General features: G+C 37.1%; 20 protein-coding genes. 17 read left to right on the top strand and 3 right to left on the bottom strand.

Features of this window, described 5'->3' with window-relative positions; all coding sequences use genetic code 11:
- Nucleotides 1–146: 146 nt before the first annotated feature.
- From JG537_RS07635 to JG537_RS07575, 13 genes are all read left to right on the top strand, one after another.
- On the top strand, nucleotides 147–515 hold the full coding sequence (locus JG537_RS07635) for a DUF1033 family protein (protein WP_199544716.1): 369 nt from the start codon (nucleotides 147–149) through the stop codon (nucleotides 513–515).
- A 71-nt stretch (nucleotides 516–586) separates the two neighbouring features.
- Complete coding sequence (gene comGA, locus JG537_RS07630; protein ID WP_199544715.1) at nucleotides 587–1,528, top strand: competence type IV pilus ATPase ComGA; 942 nt, start codon at nucleotides 587–589, stop codon at nucleotides 1,526–1,528.
- Nucleotides 1,452–2,495 carry a competence type IV pilus assembly protein ComGB gene (comGB, locus tag JG537_RS07625; protein ID WP_199544712.1) on the top strand — a complete coding sequence of 348 codons (1,044 nt, stop codon included), beginning with the start codon at nucleotides 1,452–1,454 and terminating at the stop codon, nucleotides 2,493–2,495. The genes comGA and comGB overlap by 77 nt, the downstream gene beginning before the upstream one ends.
- The gene (gene comGC, locus JG537_RS07620) at nucleotides 2,495–2,788 is read left to right on the top strand and encodes a competence type IV pilus major pilin ComGC (RefSeq protein WP_132869474.1); all 294 of its coding nucleotides are present in this window, start codon (nucleotides 2,495–2,497) and stop codon (nucleotides 2,786–2,788) included. Before comGB ends, comGC begins: the two co-directional genes overlap by 1 nt.
- Nucleotides 2,772–3,203 (top strand): competence type IV pilus minor pilin ComGD, encoded by a 432-nt coding sequence (comGD, locus tag JG537_RS07615; RefSeq protein ID WP_199544748.1) that lies wholly within the window; start codon nucleotides 2,772–2,774, stop codon nucleotides 3,201–3,203. Before comGC ends, comGD begins: the two co-directional genes overlap by 17 nt.
- Nucleotides 3,157–3,450 (top strand): competence type IV pilus minor pilin ComGE, encoded by a 294-nt coding sequence (comGE, locus tag JG537_RS07610; RefSeq protein ID WP_199544710.1) that lies wholly within the window; start codon nucleotides 3,157–3,159, stop codon nucleotides 3,448–3,450. Before comGD ends, comGE begins: the two co-directional genes overlap by 47 nt.
- The gene (comGF, locus tag JG537_RS07605) at nucleotides 3,434–3,871 is read left to right on the top strand and encodes a competence type IV pilus minor pilin ComGF (RefSeq protein WP_132869475.1); all 438 of its coding nucleotides are present in this window, start codon (nucleotides 3,434–3,436) and stop codon (nucleotides 3,869–3,871) included. The genes comGE and comGF overlap by 17 nt, the downstream gene beginning before the upstream one ends.
- Complete coding sequence (gene comGG / locus JG537_RS07600; protein WP_425507483.1) at nucleotides 3,855–4,193, top strand: competence type IV pilus minor pilin ComGG; 339 nt, start codon at nucleotides 3,855–3,857, stop codon at nucleotides 4,191–4,193. Before comGF ends, comGG begins: the two co-directional genes overlap by 17 nt.
- Before the next feature lie 53 nt (nucleotides 4,194–4,246).
- Nucleotides 4,247–5,203: a class I SAM-dependent methyltransferase gene (locus tag JG537_RS07595; protein WP_132869477.1), complete on the top strand. Its 957-nt coding sequence runs from the start codon at nucleotides 4,247–4,249 to the stop codon at nucleotides 5,201–5,203.
- Nucleotides 5,204–5,256: 53 nt separating this feature from the next.
- Nucleotides 5,257–6,456 carry an acetate kinase gene (locus JG537_RS07590; RefSeq protein WP_132869478.1) on the top strand — a complete coding sequence of 400 codons (1,200 nt, stop codon included), beginning with the start codon at nucleotides 5,257–5,259 and terminating at the stop codon, nucleotides 6,454–6,456.
- Nucleotides 6,457–6,619: 163 nt separating this feature from the next.
- Nucleotides 6,620–6,817 (top strand): helix-turn-helix transcriptional regulator, encoded by a 198-nt coding sequence (locus JG537_RS07585; protein WP_199544708.1) that lies wholly within the window; start codon nucleotides 6,620–6,622, stop codon nucleotides 6,815–6,817.
- 85 nt (nucleotides 6,818–6,902) lie between these two features.
- Nucleotides 6,903–7,355, top strand: coding sequence for an ABC transporter permease (locus tag JG537_RS07580; RefSeq protein WP_199544706.1), 453 nt, complete (start codon nucleotides 6,903–6,905; stop codon nucleotides 7,353–7,355).
- A gap of 10 nt (nucleotides 7,356–7,365) precedes the next feature.
- Nucleotides 7,366–8,001: a CPBP family intramembrane glutamic endopeptidase gene (locus JG537_RS07575; protein WP_199544704.1), complete on the top strand. Its 636-nt coding sequence runs from the start codon at nucleotides 7,366–7,368 to the stop codon at nucleotides 7,999–8,001.
- 51 nt (nucleotides 8,002–8,052) lie between these two features.
- On the opposite strand, the gene proC is transcribed toward JG537_RS07575, so the two are convergent.
- The gene (gene proC, locus JG537_RS07570; RefSeq protein WP_132868819.1) at nucleotides 8,053–8,823 is read right to left on the bottom strand and encodes a pyrroline-5-carboxylate reductase; all 771 of its coding nucleotides are present in this window, start codon (nucleotides 8,821–8,823) and stop codon (nucleotides 8,053–8,055) included.
- Between the two features lie 61 nt (nucleotides 8,824–8,884).
- Complete coding sequence (gene pepA, locus JG537_RS07565) at nucleotides 8,885–9,952, bottom strand: glutamyl aminopeptidase (RefSeq protein WP_199544702.1); 1,068 nt, start codon at nucleotides 9,950–9,952, stop codon at nucleotides 8,885–8,887.
- Nucleotides 9,953–10,069: 117 nt separating this feature from the next.
- Here pepA and JG537_RS07560 point away from each other — a divergent pair, with 117 nt between their 5' ends.
- Genes JG537_RS07560 through ytpR form a run of 3 tightly spaced genes read left to right on the top strand, consistent with a single transcriptional unit; the run spans nucleotide 10,070 to nucleotide 11,308 of the window.
- The gene (locus tag JG537_RS07560) at nucleotides 10,070–10,363 is read left to right on the top strand and encodes a DUF4651 domain-containing protein (protein WP_199544700.1); all 294 of its coding nucleotides are present in this window, start codon (nucleotides 10,070–10,072) and stop codon (nucleotides 10,361–10,363) included.
- Entirely contained in the window at nucleotides 10,356–10,673 is a 318-nt protein-coding gene (locus JG537_RS07555; protein WP_199544698.1) for a thioredoxin family protein, read from the top strand. Before JG537_RS07560 ends, JG537_RS07555 begins: the two co-directional genes overlap by 8 nt.
- 8 nt (nucleotides 10,674–10,681) lie before the next feature.
- Nucleotides 10,682–11,308, top strand: coding sequence for a YtpR family tRNA-binding protein (gene ytpR / locus JG537_RS07550; RefSeq protein ID WP_074869730.1), 627 nt, complete (start codon nucleotides 10,682–10,684; stop codon nucleotides 11,306–11,308).
- Nucleotides 11,309–11,342: 34 nt separating this feature from the next.
- Here ytpR and JG537_RS07545 read toward each other — a convergent pair whose 3' ends face one another.
- Entirely contained in the window at nucleotides 11,343–12,059 is a 717-nt protein-coding gene (locus JG537_RS07545) for a class I SAM-dependent methyltransferase (protein ID WP_199544696.1), read from the bottom strand.
- Between the two features lie 110 nt (nucleotides 12,060–12,169).
- Between JG537_RS07545 and JG537_RS07540 the strand changes: the two genes are divergently transcribed.
- Entirely contained in the window at nucleotides 12,170–12,565 is a 396-nt protein-coding gene (locus tag JG537_RS07540) for a single-stranded DNA-binding protein (protein WP_199544694.1), read from the top strand.
- The last annotated feature ends 142 nt before the right edge of the window (nucleotides 12,566–12,707 follow it).

Raw genomic sequence — 12,707 nt, 5'->3', positions numbered from 1 at the left:
AATAAATGAAAAAGCCTAGGATGATTTCCTAGGCTTTTTCGGTGCTAATTATTAGAGCTAAACAGATGATAATGGTTATAAATAAGCAAATCCTTTTTAAAATCCTTTTAATTTTTATATAATAAAGGCCATAAGGAAGTGAAAAAATGTATCAAGTAATCAAAATGTATGGGGACTGGGAACCCTGGTGGTTCTTGGATGACTGGCAGGATGATATCATCGAAGAACAAGTTTTTGAATACTTTGAAGAAGCTGTGTCATTTTATAAATCAGAATGGCAGTCGTTGAGAATGAACCTGCCAAGTTGTAAGTGTCATGATAATTTTCAAGCTGCTTTCTGGGATCAATCAGAAAAACGTTGGTGTGAAAATTGTGGTGACTATCTGCAACAGTATCATTCCCTTTTAATCTTAAAGGATGGGCAAGAATTGACTGAAGAACATTTTGCTTATCATTTTAATGTTCGAAATGACGAACCTAGTCCCAGGCCTCGAAATTGCAAATTTAAACCTTAACCATGGAATTTTTCCATGGTTTTTTCTTTTTACCAAAATTTTTTACGAATATAAGATTTGAGGAGGTTAAAATGATTCAGGAAAAGGCAAAGCAGCTTATTAGAGATGCTGTTGAAAAGAATGCACAAGATATTTATATTGTTCCTAAAGCCAATCATTATGAAATTTATCAGCGTATCGGAGATGAACGTCAATTTATCCAAGAAGCAGCTATTGATGAGATGACGGGGTTGATTAGTCATTTTAAATTTGTATCGGGGATGAATGTTGGTGAGAAACGCCGTAGTCAGCTAGGTTCTTGTGATTATTTATTTGCTGATGATGAGGAAATTTCATTGCGCTTGTCTACGGTTGGTGATTATCGTGGGCATGAGAGCCTGGTCATTAGACTTCTTTATTCAGGTCGCCATGATTTGCAATATTGGTTTGATGGAGCTAGAAATATTTTAGAAGCGATTGATAGTAGGGGACTTTATCTTTTTTCCGGGCCAGTAGGGAGTGGGAAAACTACTCTCATGTATCAATTGGTTCGGGAAAAATTTCCGGATAAACAAGTCATTACAATAGAAGATCCTGTTGAGATTAAGCAAGATAACATGTTGCAGTTACAACTTAATGATGAGATTGGTATGACTTACGATAATCTGATTAAACTTTCGCTCCGTCATAGACCAGATATTTTGATTATAGGTGAGATTCGAGATAGTGAGACGGCACGTGCGGTTATTAGAGCAAGCTTAACGGGAGTTTTGGTCTTTTCAACGATTCATGCTAAGAGTATCCCGGGTGTCTATGCAAGATTATTAGAATTAGGAGTTAGTAGGCAGGAGCTAGAAAATAGCTTACGAGCTATTATTTATCAGCGGTTAATTGGCGGTGGAGGTGTAGTTGATTTTGCCAAAGGAGATTTTGAACATTACTCACCAAAAAGGTGGAATGAGCAAATTGAAAGCCTTGCTAGAGACGGACATATCAGTGCTGAGCAAGCGAAAATCGAAAAAATTACCTTTTAAAAAACAGCAGAAGGTTATTCAATTATTTAATAATTTATTTAACAGTGGCTTTAACTTAACTGAAATTGTTTCTTTTTTAAGACGAAGTCAACTATTAGCAGAAGTTTATGTGGATACCATGCAGGAATCTTTGTTAAGTGGTGAGAGCTTGGCGGATATGATGGCAAAACTAGGTTTTTCCGATACGATTGTAACCCAGATTGCTCTTGCGGATGTTCACGGTAATTGTCAGCAGAGTTTGTTAAAAATTGATGGCTACTTGGCCAGTATGTCAGTTATTCGAAAGAAATTGATTGAAGTGGCGACTTACCCACTCATTTTACTTAGTTTTTTAATCCTGATTATGCTGGGCTTGAAAAATTATTTGCTGCCACAGCTAGAAAATCAAAATATTGCCACTCAGATTATTAGCCATTTTCCTATGATTTTTTTGGGTGGTTTTGCCTTACTAGGCTTAGGAAGTTTTTTAGGATTTTTGTACGCAAAGCGTCTATCACCGATTTACCTTTATAGTCAGCTAAGCCGTCTTCCGATTTTGGGACGCTTTGTTCGATTATATTTGACGGCTTATTATGCGCGTGAATGGGGAAATCTGATTGGACAAGGAGTTGAATTAATGGAGATTGTTGAACTTATGCAAAGACAAAAATCCCGTCTTTTTCAAGAAATTGGAAAGGACATGCAAGAAGCTTTGCTTGCTGGGCAATCTTTTCATCAAAAGGTTCTAGATTATCCTTTTTTCTTGCGTGAACTTAGCTTGATGATTGAGTACGGTGAAGTCAAATCAAAATTAGGGCGTGAACTGGATATTTACGCAGAGGACACTTGGCAGAATTTCTTTAGCCAATTAACACAAGCGACACAATTGATTCAACCTTTGGTTTTTGTTTTTGTTGCTTTAATCATCGTTTTAATTTATGTGGCAATGCTTTTGCCAATGTATCAAAATATGGGAGGAAATTTTTAATGAAAAAAATTTGGAAAAAACTACGTAAAAAGTCTGTGGAAGCTTTCACACTTGTGGAGATGTTGATTGTCCTGCTAATCATTGGTGTCTTGATGTTGTTATTTGTGCCGAACTTGAGTAAGCAAAAAGAGGTCGTGCATGAAAAAGGGGATGCTGCTGTTGTTAAGGTTGTTGAGAGTCAGATGGATCTTTATGAGGTTAAAACTGGAGATAAAGCTAGTGTAGATGACTTGGTAGAAGTTGGCTATATTACAAAAGAACAAGCCAAAACTTACAATGAAGCTAAGAAGTAAGACGCTAGCAGCTTTTACCCTTATTGAAAGTTTGCTGACCTTAATGGTTTCTTGTTTTATAGTCATCATGTTTTCTCATTCGGTTAACGGCATTTTTCAGTCTGTTGAGGAAAAGCTATTTTTCCTCTCTTTTGAAAATTGCTACCGCGATACACAAAAATTGGCCAGTATGAAGCAGGAAAGTCAAACCTTGCAAATATCACAAGATGGCATTTCAAATGGGATGACTAGTGTTACTTTACCTCAAACAGTGTCTGTAGCCAAAAATTATCAGGTTGTTTTTGATAAATCTGGGGGCAATTCATCTTTAGCAAAACTACAGTTTTATACTGAAACTCAAGAAGTTGATTATCAATTGTACATAGGAAGTGGTAACTATAAAAAAACAGAAACTAAAAGCCTACATACTCCTTGAAGGATTGGTATCTTTAGCCTTGTTAGCAACGATTACTAGTCTTGTTTTGGGGGAGATGGATCATAGTCGTCAACGTATGCAAGAAAGCCTACACCAACAAGAAGTGTTAAATGTGGCAACGATGGCAGTTCAAACAGGACAAAATCACTTGGTAATAAATGGTGTCGATGTTGAAATTGTTAAACATGATGGTGAGATTCATGTTTTTGACGGTCAAAATGAGGTTTTATATGTCAAGAAAAACTAGACTAAAAGCTTTTACCCTTTTAGAAAGCTTAGTTGCCCTGCTGGTCATTTCAGGATCAATACTGGTCTATAAAGGTTTAACTCAGTCGATTTCAAGTAACGTTCACTATTTGTCTGTTAACGAGGAAGATAAATGGTTGCTCTTTTCTCAGCAGTTACGTTCAGAACTTGAGGAATGTCAGTTAGATAAAGTCGCTGACAATAAGCTTTATGTTAATAAAGCTGGTCAACAGTTAGCTTATGGCTTATCTAAGGCAGATGACTTTAGAAAGACAAATGCTTCTGGTCAGGGCTACCAACCCATGCTTTTTGGAGTGACGTCATCCAGTGTAACTCAGGATGACAATAAGGTGATGATTAAATTGCAATTGGGCAAAGATGTGGAGAGATGTTTTGTTTACACTTTTGAAAAAAGAAGTTAAAGCAGGCATTTTATTGTATGCTTTATTGATGGCGGCGATTTTTGCTTTGTTGTTGCAGTTTTATTTGGGGCGCGTGGTTGCAAGCGAGCGCCAACATCAAGCTCAGATAAAATCTGCTCAAGCTTATTTAATGGCAGAAATCAGTAAAGATTTGGTAAAAGATGACTCTGGACAATACCAATTTGATAAAGGACTTGTTACCTACCAACACAAAGATGACGTTTTAGTAGAAACAGTGACATTAGAGAGCAAAGAAGAGTTTCATTATACTTTTTACCTTCCTAAAAAAGAAAATCAAGCACCTGAGAAAGAAAGTCACTAGTGCTTTCTTTTCATTTTCAAGGTTTTTTGATATGATTAATTTTGGAGGGGAAAATGAATTTTGAAAAAATCGAAACAGCTTATGGGCTGATTCTAGAAAATATACAGTTAATCGAAAATGAGTTGAAAACACACATTTACGATGCACTTATTGAACAAAACTCTTTTTATCTTGGTGCTGAAGGTGCCAATGAAACAGTAGCTGCAAATAATGAAAAACTACGCCAACTTGATTTAAGTAAAGAAGAATGGCGTCGTGCTTTTCAGTTTATTTTCATTAAAGCTGCTCAGACAGAAGCACTTCAGGCAAACCACCAATTTACACCTGATGCTATTGGCTTTATCTTAATGTTCCTTATTGAGAATTTGACAGCTTCAAAAGAACTTGATGTTTTAGAAATCGGTAGCGGAACAGGTAATCTTGCTCAAACCTTGCTAAATAATTCATCTAAAGACTTGAATTACCTTGGAATTGAAGTTGATGATTTGTTAATTGACTTGTCAGCAAGTATTGCCGAAGTGATGGATTCTAAAGCTCAATTTATTCAAGAAGATGCTGTACGACCACAGATTCTTAAGGAAAGTGATGTCATCATCAGTGACCTTCCAGTCGGCTTCTATCCAAATGATGAAATTGCGAAACGCTATAAAGTAGCAAGTAGTGAAGGGCATACTTATGCGCATCATTTGTTGATGGAACAATCTCTCAAATATCTCAAAAAAGATGGTATTGCTGTCTTTTTAGCACCGGTTAGTCTTTTGACAAGTAAACAAAGTGATTTGTTAAAGGCATGGTTGAAGGATTACGCTGATGTTATTGCGGTGATTACTTTACCAGAATCTATTTTCGGCAATGCGGCCAATGCTAAGTCAATTTTTGTCTTGAAGAAACAGGCTGAACATACACCAGAAACATTTGTTTACCCGCTTGCTGACTTGCAAAGTCGCGAAGCTCTGACAGATTTTATTGAGAAATTCAAAAAATGGAATGTTGAAAATATGATTTTTTAAAATAGTTGTGCTAAAATAGAGATATATTATGAAAGCGCTTTAGAGGTAAATTTATGGCGAAAACTATTTCTATTAATGCAGGAAGCTCAAGTCTCAAGTGGCAATTGTACAAAATGCCTGAAGAGGAAGTTATTGCAAAAGGTTTAATTGAACGGATCGGCCTTGCAGACAGTGTTTCTACAGTGAAATTCAATGGTCAGAAGTATTCGGAAACGAAAGATATTCCAGACCATACAGCAGCTGTAAAAATTCTTCTTGATGACTTGATTTCGATGGACATTATTGCTAGTTATGATGAGATAACTGGTGTTGGTCACCGTGTGGTAGCTGGGGGTGATTATTTCAAAGAATCGGCCTTAGTGACTGATACGGTGATTCAACAGGTAGAAGAATTATCAATGCTAGCACCGCTTCATAATCCAGGAGCAGCTCTTGGAATTAAAGCGTTTAAGGAAATATTGCCTGATATTACGAGCGTTGTTGTTTTTGATACTGCCTTCCATATGACAATGCCTGAAGTAGCTTACCGTTATCCTATTGCTAATCGTTATTATACTGATTATAAGATTCGTAAATACGGTGCACACGGTACAAGTCACCAATATGTTGCTCAAGAAGCAGCTAAGGTTTTAGGTAAGCCTTTGGAAGACTTAAAATTGATTACTTGTCATATTGGTAATGGAGTCTCTATTACAGCTATTAAAGGTGGTAAATCTGTTGATACTTCAATGGGATTAACTCCACTTGGTGGGACAATGATGGGAACACGTTCTGGAAGTATTGATCCAGGTGTCATTACTTATTTGTTAGAATGTGAGCCAGCGATGGCTGATCCTAAAAAAATTCGTACCATCTTGAATCGTGATTCAGGTTTACTCGGTATTTCGGAAAAATCAAGTGACATGCGTGATATTCTAGCAGGAAAAGCAGAAGGTGATGAAAAATGCCAACTTGCTTACGATATGTATGTTGATCGCTTGAGAAAATATATTGGACAATACTTCGCCGTTTTAAATGGTGCCGATGCTATTGTCTTCACCGCTGGTATCGGTGAAAATTCTAGTGATGTCCGTGGGGATGTCATTTCTGGAATGACTTGGTTTGGTGTCGATGTTGACCCAGCTAAGAACGTTTCAGGTACTTATGGTGTGATTTCAACAGATCAAGCTCGCGTGAAAGTAGTTGTTATTCCAACGGATGAAGAACTCGTAATTGCGCGTGATGTTGAACGTTTCAAACACCTTACTAATTAAGTTATCAAAATATTATATTATGATAAGACCAGAAAAGCTGACCCTAGGGTCAGCTTTTTTGATATTTTTATAAAAATGTAAAATAAGCTTGACATAAAATGTAAAGCGTACTATACTAAAAATGTAAAGCGAACTTTACTTATAATATCTACTGGAGGGACAAATGGAAACAAAGATTCAAGAACTCCGAAAAGCAAATAAAGTTAGTCAGGCTGAATTAGCTGAGGCATTGGGGGTAACGAGACAGACGATTATTTCTCTAGAAAAAGGGCGTTACAATGCTTCTTTAGAATTAGCATATAAAATCGCTAAATATTTCGGCATGACAATCGAAGAAGTTTTTATCTTTGACGAAGAATAATAGGAGATAGAGAGTATGAAAAGATAGGTTTGGTTTTAAGTAGACGTGTTACGGTTTTTTCACAGAATAGAAAGGAAAATAAATAATGCTATTAAAGGCGCTTCAAAGTTGTCAGCAAAAGAAAACATTGGAAGAATATCGAAGTTATTTGATGAAAGTATCGTATGTAATTTTGATACTTTCGATTTTAGGGATTATATTATCGTTTGTCATTCGAGCTAATGATTTTGCCTCAGGTTTATTGCTTGGAAGTGGTAGTAGTGGTTTGATTGTTGCCATCTATTATTGGATAGTTTGTCATCAACCCAAGCGTTTAAAGAATGCTTATATTGCTGCATATGATGAACGTAATCAATTTATTTTGCGTATGACAGCAGTATCAATGTTAGTAATGATGTTCTTAATCAATTTTGTCTTGATTATTTTATATGCTTTCTTTAGCGTTGAATTGTCTTACATTACGTTGTTATTAATCTGGTTGTATAGTTTGAGTTTAGGATTTTTAATACTTAGAGGAATTCTTTCAAAGATTTTATAGGGAGAGTGTTATGAAAAAAGTAGTATCATTTTTTAAATATCTTGGTTTAGCGGTAGGATTAATTCTTCTGGAACAATTGCCTACAGTTTTTCTCAGAAAAAATCAGCCAACTTGGCAAGCTTTAATTATTATGGTTTCTTTGCTGTTAGTTACACTGTTAACGGTTTATGTTGCTAAACGTTTGGGATTTTTAAATCACATGGAACACTTGTTAACGTGGGATGCATGGAAAAGTATCTTTACGGGATTTTTGATTATGGTTCCTATCAAAATGCTTGGAGGCATTACTTTATTTTTAGAACATGGTGCAAAAACTGATACGCTTAACCAATCTGTTATTGAGCAACTTGGGATGTCTCCGTTAATGTTATTGGTTTTGACTGTTATTGCAGCACCGATTGTTGAGGAATTTGTTTTTCGTGGCCTTATCGTTAAGCAAGCTTTTAAGTTTTCTAAACTAGGAGTTGGTGTTAGTACTTTTCTTTTTGGAGCTCTTCATATGCCAACGGACATTGGCAGTTGGATTCTTTATGGAGGCATGGGATTGGTGCTCGCTTTGGTTTATCAAAAGACACAAAAGCTTGAATGTTCAATTGCTCTTCATGCAGTCAATAATTTTCTTGGTGTTATTTCGATGTTTTTTTAATACATAAAAAGGTTGAGACAATCTGTCTCAACCTTTTTATATTTTTATCGTTTACAAAGCTTTAGCTTTATCGATTGTTGCATCAATACTTGAAATAACGCTAGCTGTTAAGCCAGTTTTTTCAAGGTCAAGCAAACCTGCGATTGTTGTTCCACCAGGACTTGAGATTTTATCAATCAAATCATGTGGGCTATCAGAACCTTGAAGCAGGTTTTCAGCACTAGCAAGGACGGTTTGTGTCACAATGTCCAGTGATTTTTCTTTTGGAATACCGTATTTGACACCTGCTTTAGCAAGGGCTTCGATAAATAGGTAAATGTAAGCTGGGCTTGATCCTGCAAGAGCAGTGAAGGTATCAAAGTCTTTTTCAGGAATATCAAAAGTTGATCCAAAACTGTCTGTGATTTCTTTAGCGGCTGCTAGGAGTTCTGCAGAGACTTTGTCATTAGTACAAATGGCAGTTGTACTTTTAAGAATTTGAGCGTTGAGGTTCGGCATAATACGGATTAGTGGAAGATTTGGATCAGTTAATTTGCCAAGACGTTCAAGTGTTACCCCTGCTGCCATTGAAAGAATGGGTTGGTGGAAGTGAAGTCCAGCAAGAACGGGTTCAAACATTTGGGGTTTGATACCAAGGACAACCAAATCAGATTGGTCGATAAGTTCTTGATGTGAAAGAGCTGCTTCAACTTCAAGCTGCTCTGCAATTTCGCGTGAGCGAGGAAGTGAAGAACCTGAAATGATGATATCGTGTGATGTTGCATTTAGTCCGTTGATGATGGCAGTAGCCATTTTTCCGACTCCGATAAATCCAATTTTCATAGTAAGACAAAGGGGAAAGTACAAGAGAAATGTTTAATGACCTGAGTCCCCTAGCTCCTTTCTAGTATTTTTTGATGAGGTCAACAGTTGAGCGGTCTAGTTTTTTAACAATAGCTTGGATGAAGGCTTGTGCTTGTAAGAAGTCATCCATAGCATAAAGGCTTTGATGTGAGTGAATGTAACGTGCACAAACTCCGATAGTTGTTGATGGGATACCACCGTTTTTGAGGTGAGCAGCACCAGCGTCTGTACCACCTTTGGCAGCGTAGTATTGGTATTTGATACCAGCTTCTTCAGCAGTTGTGAGCAAGAAGTCACGCATATCTTTTAGCATCACATGTCCTGGGTCGTAGAAACGGAAAAGTGTTCCATCACCAATTTTACCTTGGTTACCATAGATGTCTCCGGCTGGTGAACAGTCAACAGCAAAGAAAAGTTCTGGTTGGAATTTTGTAGCAGATACATGTGCTCCGCGAAGACCTACTTCTTCTTGAACGTTTGCCCCAGCGATAAGTGTATTATCAAGTTTTTGACCTTTAAGGCTTTCAAGCAACTCTGTTACCATAAGCACACCAAAGCGGTTGTCCCAAGCTTTAGAGATAACATTTTTTTGGTTTGCTGTGAGGATAGTTTCAGATTTTGGAACAATGATATCACCTGGAAGGATACCAAAGGCTTCCGCTTCAGCTTTATCCGTAAATCCAGCATCAAAGATGATGTCATCGATTTTTGGAAGTGATGCAGAGTCATTTGCTCCACGAAGGAAATGTGGTGGGACTGAACCAGAAACAACTGGAATAGCAGAACCATCACGTGTATAAAGTGTGAAGCGTTGTGAACTTAGGACTAATGGATTCCATCCACCGATACCAACAGCACGCATTGTTCCATCGGCTTTGATTTCGCTGACCATGAAACCAACTTCGTCCATGTGTGCAGCCACCATGATGCGAGGTGCGTTTTCAGCGGCAGAATTTTTGATACCAAAAATACCACCAAGACCATCAGTTTGCACGTCATCAACAAGTGGAGTGATTTTTGAGCGAAGATAGTCACGAACACTGTGTTCGTATCCTGCGATACCATCAAGTTCAGTGACTTCTTTTATTTTTGAAAATAAGTCTGACATAAAAACCTCGATTCTATGGTTTCTATTTTACCACGTTTTCTGACAATTTTTAGATTGAAATAACATTAAATATTTGGACCTTGGTATTATGTGCTGAAATATGCTAAAATAAAGCGTATGAGAAACAAAAAAAGAAGCTTACTGTCACGTTTTGGCCTTGTGGGAGTCGGCGGTATCATTGTTTTGGGAACAATCCTGAAAAAACAACGCGAAGAAAAGCGACAAGAACAGATTAAGAAAGCCATTCGTGATTATTTTAGTCAATTTGGGAGCATTTCGGTGCTTTATCTGAATGCTTATGAATCTGATAAGGAGAGAACGACTGGAGGACTTGTTTTTGAGGATGGTCGAACTTTCCAATTTGTTTACCAAGACGGTGAGATTAGCTACGAGGAGGAGAAGAATGATTAGTCCAAAATCTTATGAAGAAATGGCTAGCTATTTAGAAAATGATGGCAAGGTAGTCTTCTTTTTTACGGCAAATTGGTGCCCAGACTGCCAGTTTATTTACCCAGTCATGCCTGAAATTGAAGCAGAAAATCCAGAATTTACTTTTGTTCGTGTTGACCGCGATGATTTCATGGAAGTAGCTCAACGCTGGAATATTTTTGGTATTCCAAGTTTTGTAGTGACTGAGAATGGCAAAGAAATTGGTCGTTTAGTTAATAAATTAAGAAAAACCAAAGCAGAAATTAACAGCTTTTTAGCTGGATTGAAATAGGAGAGAAAATGATTTTTACGTACAACAAAGAACATGTCGGTGATGTCCTAATGGTGATTGTCAAAGATAGCAAAGGTGCTAAACTTGACTATGAACGCAAAGGCAATGTCTCACGTGTTTTCCTTGAAAAAAATGGTGAAACAGTTGCTTGGAATATTTTTGAAGTATCAAGTTTAATCACAATCGAAGGTGTTGGACAAGTGACTTTGTCTGATGAAGATGTTGCTAAGCTTAACGCTGAATTGACAAAAGAAGGCTTTAGCGAACAATTGGAAAATGACCCTTCACCAAAATTTGTTGTTGGTCAAATCAAAGAAATGGTTGCTCACCCAGATAGTGACCACTTGAACATTTGCCAAGTGCAAATCTCAGATGACAAAACTGTTCAAATCGTTGCAGGTGCTCCAAATGCTGCTGTTGGACTTAAAACAATCGTTGCCCTTCCAGGTGCTATGATGCCAAACGGAAGCCTTATCTTCCCAGGTGCCCTTCGCGGTGAAAAGAGCTTTGGTATGATGTGCTCACCTCGTGAATTAGCCCTTCCAAACGCACCACAAAAACGTGGTATTATCGAACTTGATGACACAGCTGTTGTCGGTGAAGCCTTTAACCCAGAAAAACACTGGAAAGGGTAAGAGAATGAAACGAGCTAGAATATTCTAGCTCGTTTCATTTTTTGCGTAAAGTAAGGTGCTGTAGAAAAGCAATATCTTTATAGGGTTTTTGGTTAGCTACAGCTAGTTCCATTTTTGTTAAACGTTCTAGCCAACCGTCCTCAGTTTTGAAGGCATTTGGTTGGAGAGCATAAAAGGTGCGTAAACCTTGGTAATTTTCAAGTTTTAAGTTAGTTTTGTTGGTAAGCTCTTCAATACTGTAAGTTTCCCCACGTCCGAATGATGAACTATTGTAACTGTCTTTCCCATCTAAGAGATAAAGTGCATCTTCAATATTATTGTTAAAAATGACTTGATGTAAGACTTTTCCAGTAAGATTGTGCTTAATTAAGGAAAGCTCACCATGTGGTTTTAAGAGGCGTTCAAATTCATTAAGGAATTTTTGATGTTGAGATTTGTCGATGTATTCAAAGACATTATGGCAAACGATGATATCAAAAGATGAATCAGGCAATTCTTTTAAAGCATCTAGACTACCATTGATTTTAGTGAAGGTCTGTGTGCCATCTGCAAAAAGCATATCAGCATTTGGTTCAATCGCAGTAACGGTATTATTTTGTGATAAATATTCTGAGGTTGTTCCAAAACCAGCACCAAAATCAAGGATTTGTTTATCTTTGATGTGGTTGAGTTGTGCAAAAATCAAACGGTACATGATTTTTCCCCAAGGCTGATTCAGCATTTCTTTGTAGGCATTGATATTGACTGTCATAAAATCTCCTAGCTTGTAAAATATATTTTATTTTAACAGAATATTTTGAAAAATTCTTTTTTAAAGTGGATTACCAAATTTTTTTTCGAATAATAAGATAGGAGGTAATGATGTACAATAAAGTTATTATGATTGGGCGTTTGACGGCACAGCCTGAGCTTGTGACAACGCCAAATGAGAAATCTGTTACACGTGTAACACTTGCCGTTAACCGACGCTTTAAATCACAAAATGGTGAACGTGAGGCTGACTTCATTTCACTGGTGGTTTGGGGACGTTTGGCAGAAACGCTCGTTTCTTACGCTGGTAAAGGAAGTTTGATTTCGGTTGATGGTGAACTTCGCACACGCAAATATGAAAAAGATGGTCATACGAATTATGTGACAGAAGTGCTCTGTCAGTCTTTCCAATTGTTAGAAAGCCGTGCGCAGCGCGCCATACGAGAAAATAATGTGGCAAACGACCTCGCTGATTTAGTTTTAGAAGAGGAAGAATTGCCGTTTTAACCAACCCAAGCTCGAGTTATTTTTTGACTTGGGCTTTTTTTGTTATTTAGTGAGATAAATTTTTCTTATATTTGGTTATAAGAAAAATAGATTAGGCAATTACATTGAAACATGTTAATCTAATCGTATCATTAATTCGGAG

The sequence above is a fragment of the Streptococcus vicugnae genome (genome assembly GCF_016461705.1).
Lineage (GTDB): Bacteria > Bacillota > Bacilli > Lactobacillales > Streptococcaceae > Streptococcus > Streptococcus vicugnae.
This window is presented reverse-complemented; position numbering and strand designations above follow the sequence as displayed.

Coding starts and splice junctions, on each gene's coding strand:
- comGF (WP_132869475.1), top strand. CDS start 3,434: ATGTCAAGAAAAACTAGACTAAAAGCTTTTACCCTTTTAGAAAGCTTA.
- JG537_RS07560 (WP_199544700.1), top strand. CDS start 10,070: ATGAGAAACAAAAAAAGAAGCTTACTGTCACGTTTTGGCCTTGTGGGA.
- comGB (WP_199544712.1), top strand. CDS start 1,452: ATGAGCAAATTGAAAGCCTTGCTAGAGACGGACATATCAGTGCTGAGC.
- proC (WP_132868819.1), bottom strand. CDS start 8,823: ATGAAAATTGGATTTATCGGAGTCGGAAAAATGGCTACTGCCATCATC.
- JG537_RS07575 (WP_199544704.1), top strand. CDS start 7,366: ATGAAAAAAGTAGTATCATTTTTTAAATATCTTGGTTTAGCGGTAGGA.
- JG537_RS07590 (WP_132869478.1), top strand. CDS start 5,257: ATGGCGAAAACTATTTCTATTAATGCAGGAAGCTCAAGTCTCAAGTGG.
- JG537_RS07585 (WP_199544708.1), top strand. CDS start 6,620: ATGGAAACAAAGATTCAAGAACTCCGAAAAGCAAATAAAGTTAGTCAG.
- JG537_RS07580 (WP_199544706.1), top strand. CDS start 6,903: ATGCTATTAAAGGCGCTTCAAAGTTGTCAGCAAAAGAAAACATTGGAA.
- comGD (WP_199544748.1), top strand. CDS start 2,772: ATGAAGCTAAGAAGTAAGACGCTAGCAGCTTTTACCCTTATTGAAAGT.
- JG537_RS07555 (WP_199544698.1), top strand. CDS start 10,356: ATGATTAGTCCAAAATCTTATGAAGAAATGGCTAGCTATTTAGAAAAT.
- ytpR (WP_074869730.1), top strand. CDS start 10,682: ATGATTTTTACGTACAACAAAGAACATGTCGGTGATGTCCTAATGGTG.
- pepA (WP_199544702.1), bottom strand. CDS start 9,952: ATGTCAGACTTATTTTCAAAAATAAAAGAAGTCACTGAACTTGATGGT.
- JG537_RS07635 (WP_199544716.1), top strand. CDS start 147: ATGTATCAAGTAATCAAAATGTATGGGGACTGGGAACCCTGGTGGTTC.
- comGA (WP_199544715.1), top strand. CDS start 587: ATGATTCAGGAAAAGGCAAAGCAGCTTATTAGAGATGCTGTTGAAAAG.
- comGC (WP_132869474.1), top strand. CDS start 2,495: ATGAAAAAAATTTGGAAAAAACTACGTAAAAAGTCTGTGGAAGCTTTC.
- JG537_RS07595 (WP_132869477.1), top strand. CDS start 4,247: ATGAATTTTGAAAAAATCGAAACAGCTTATGGGCTGATTCTAGAAAAT.
- JG537_RS07545 (WP_199544696.1), bottom strand. CDS start 12,059: ATGACAGTCAATATCAATGCCTACAAAGAAATGCTGAATCAGCCTTGG.
- JG537_RS07540 (WP_199544694.1), top strand. CDS start 12,170: ATGTACAATAAAGTTATTATGATTGGGCGTTTGACGGCACAGCCTGAG.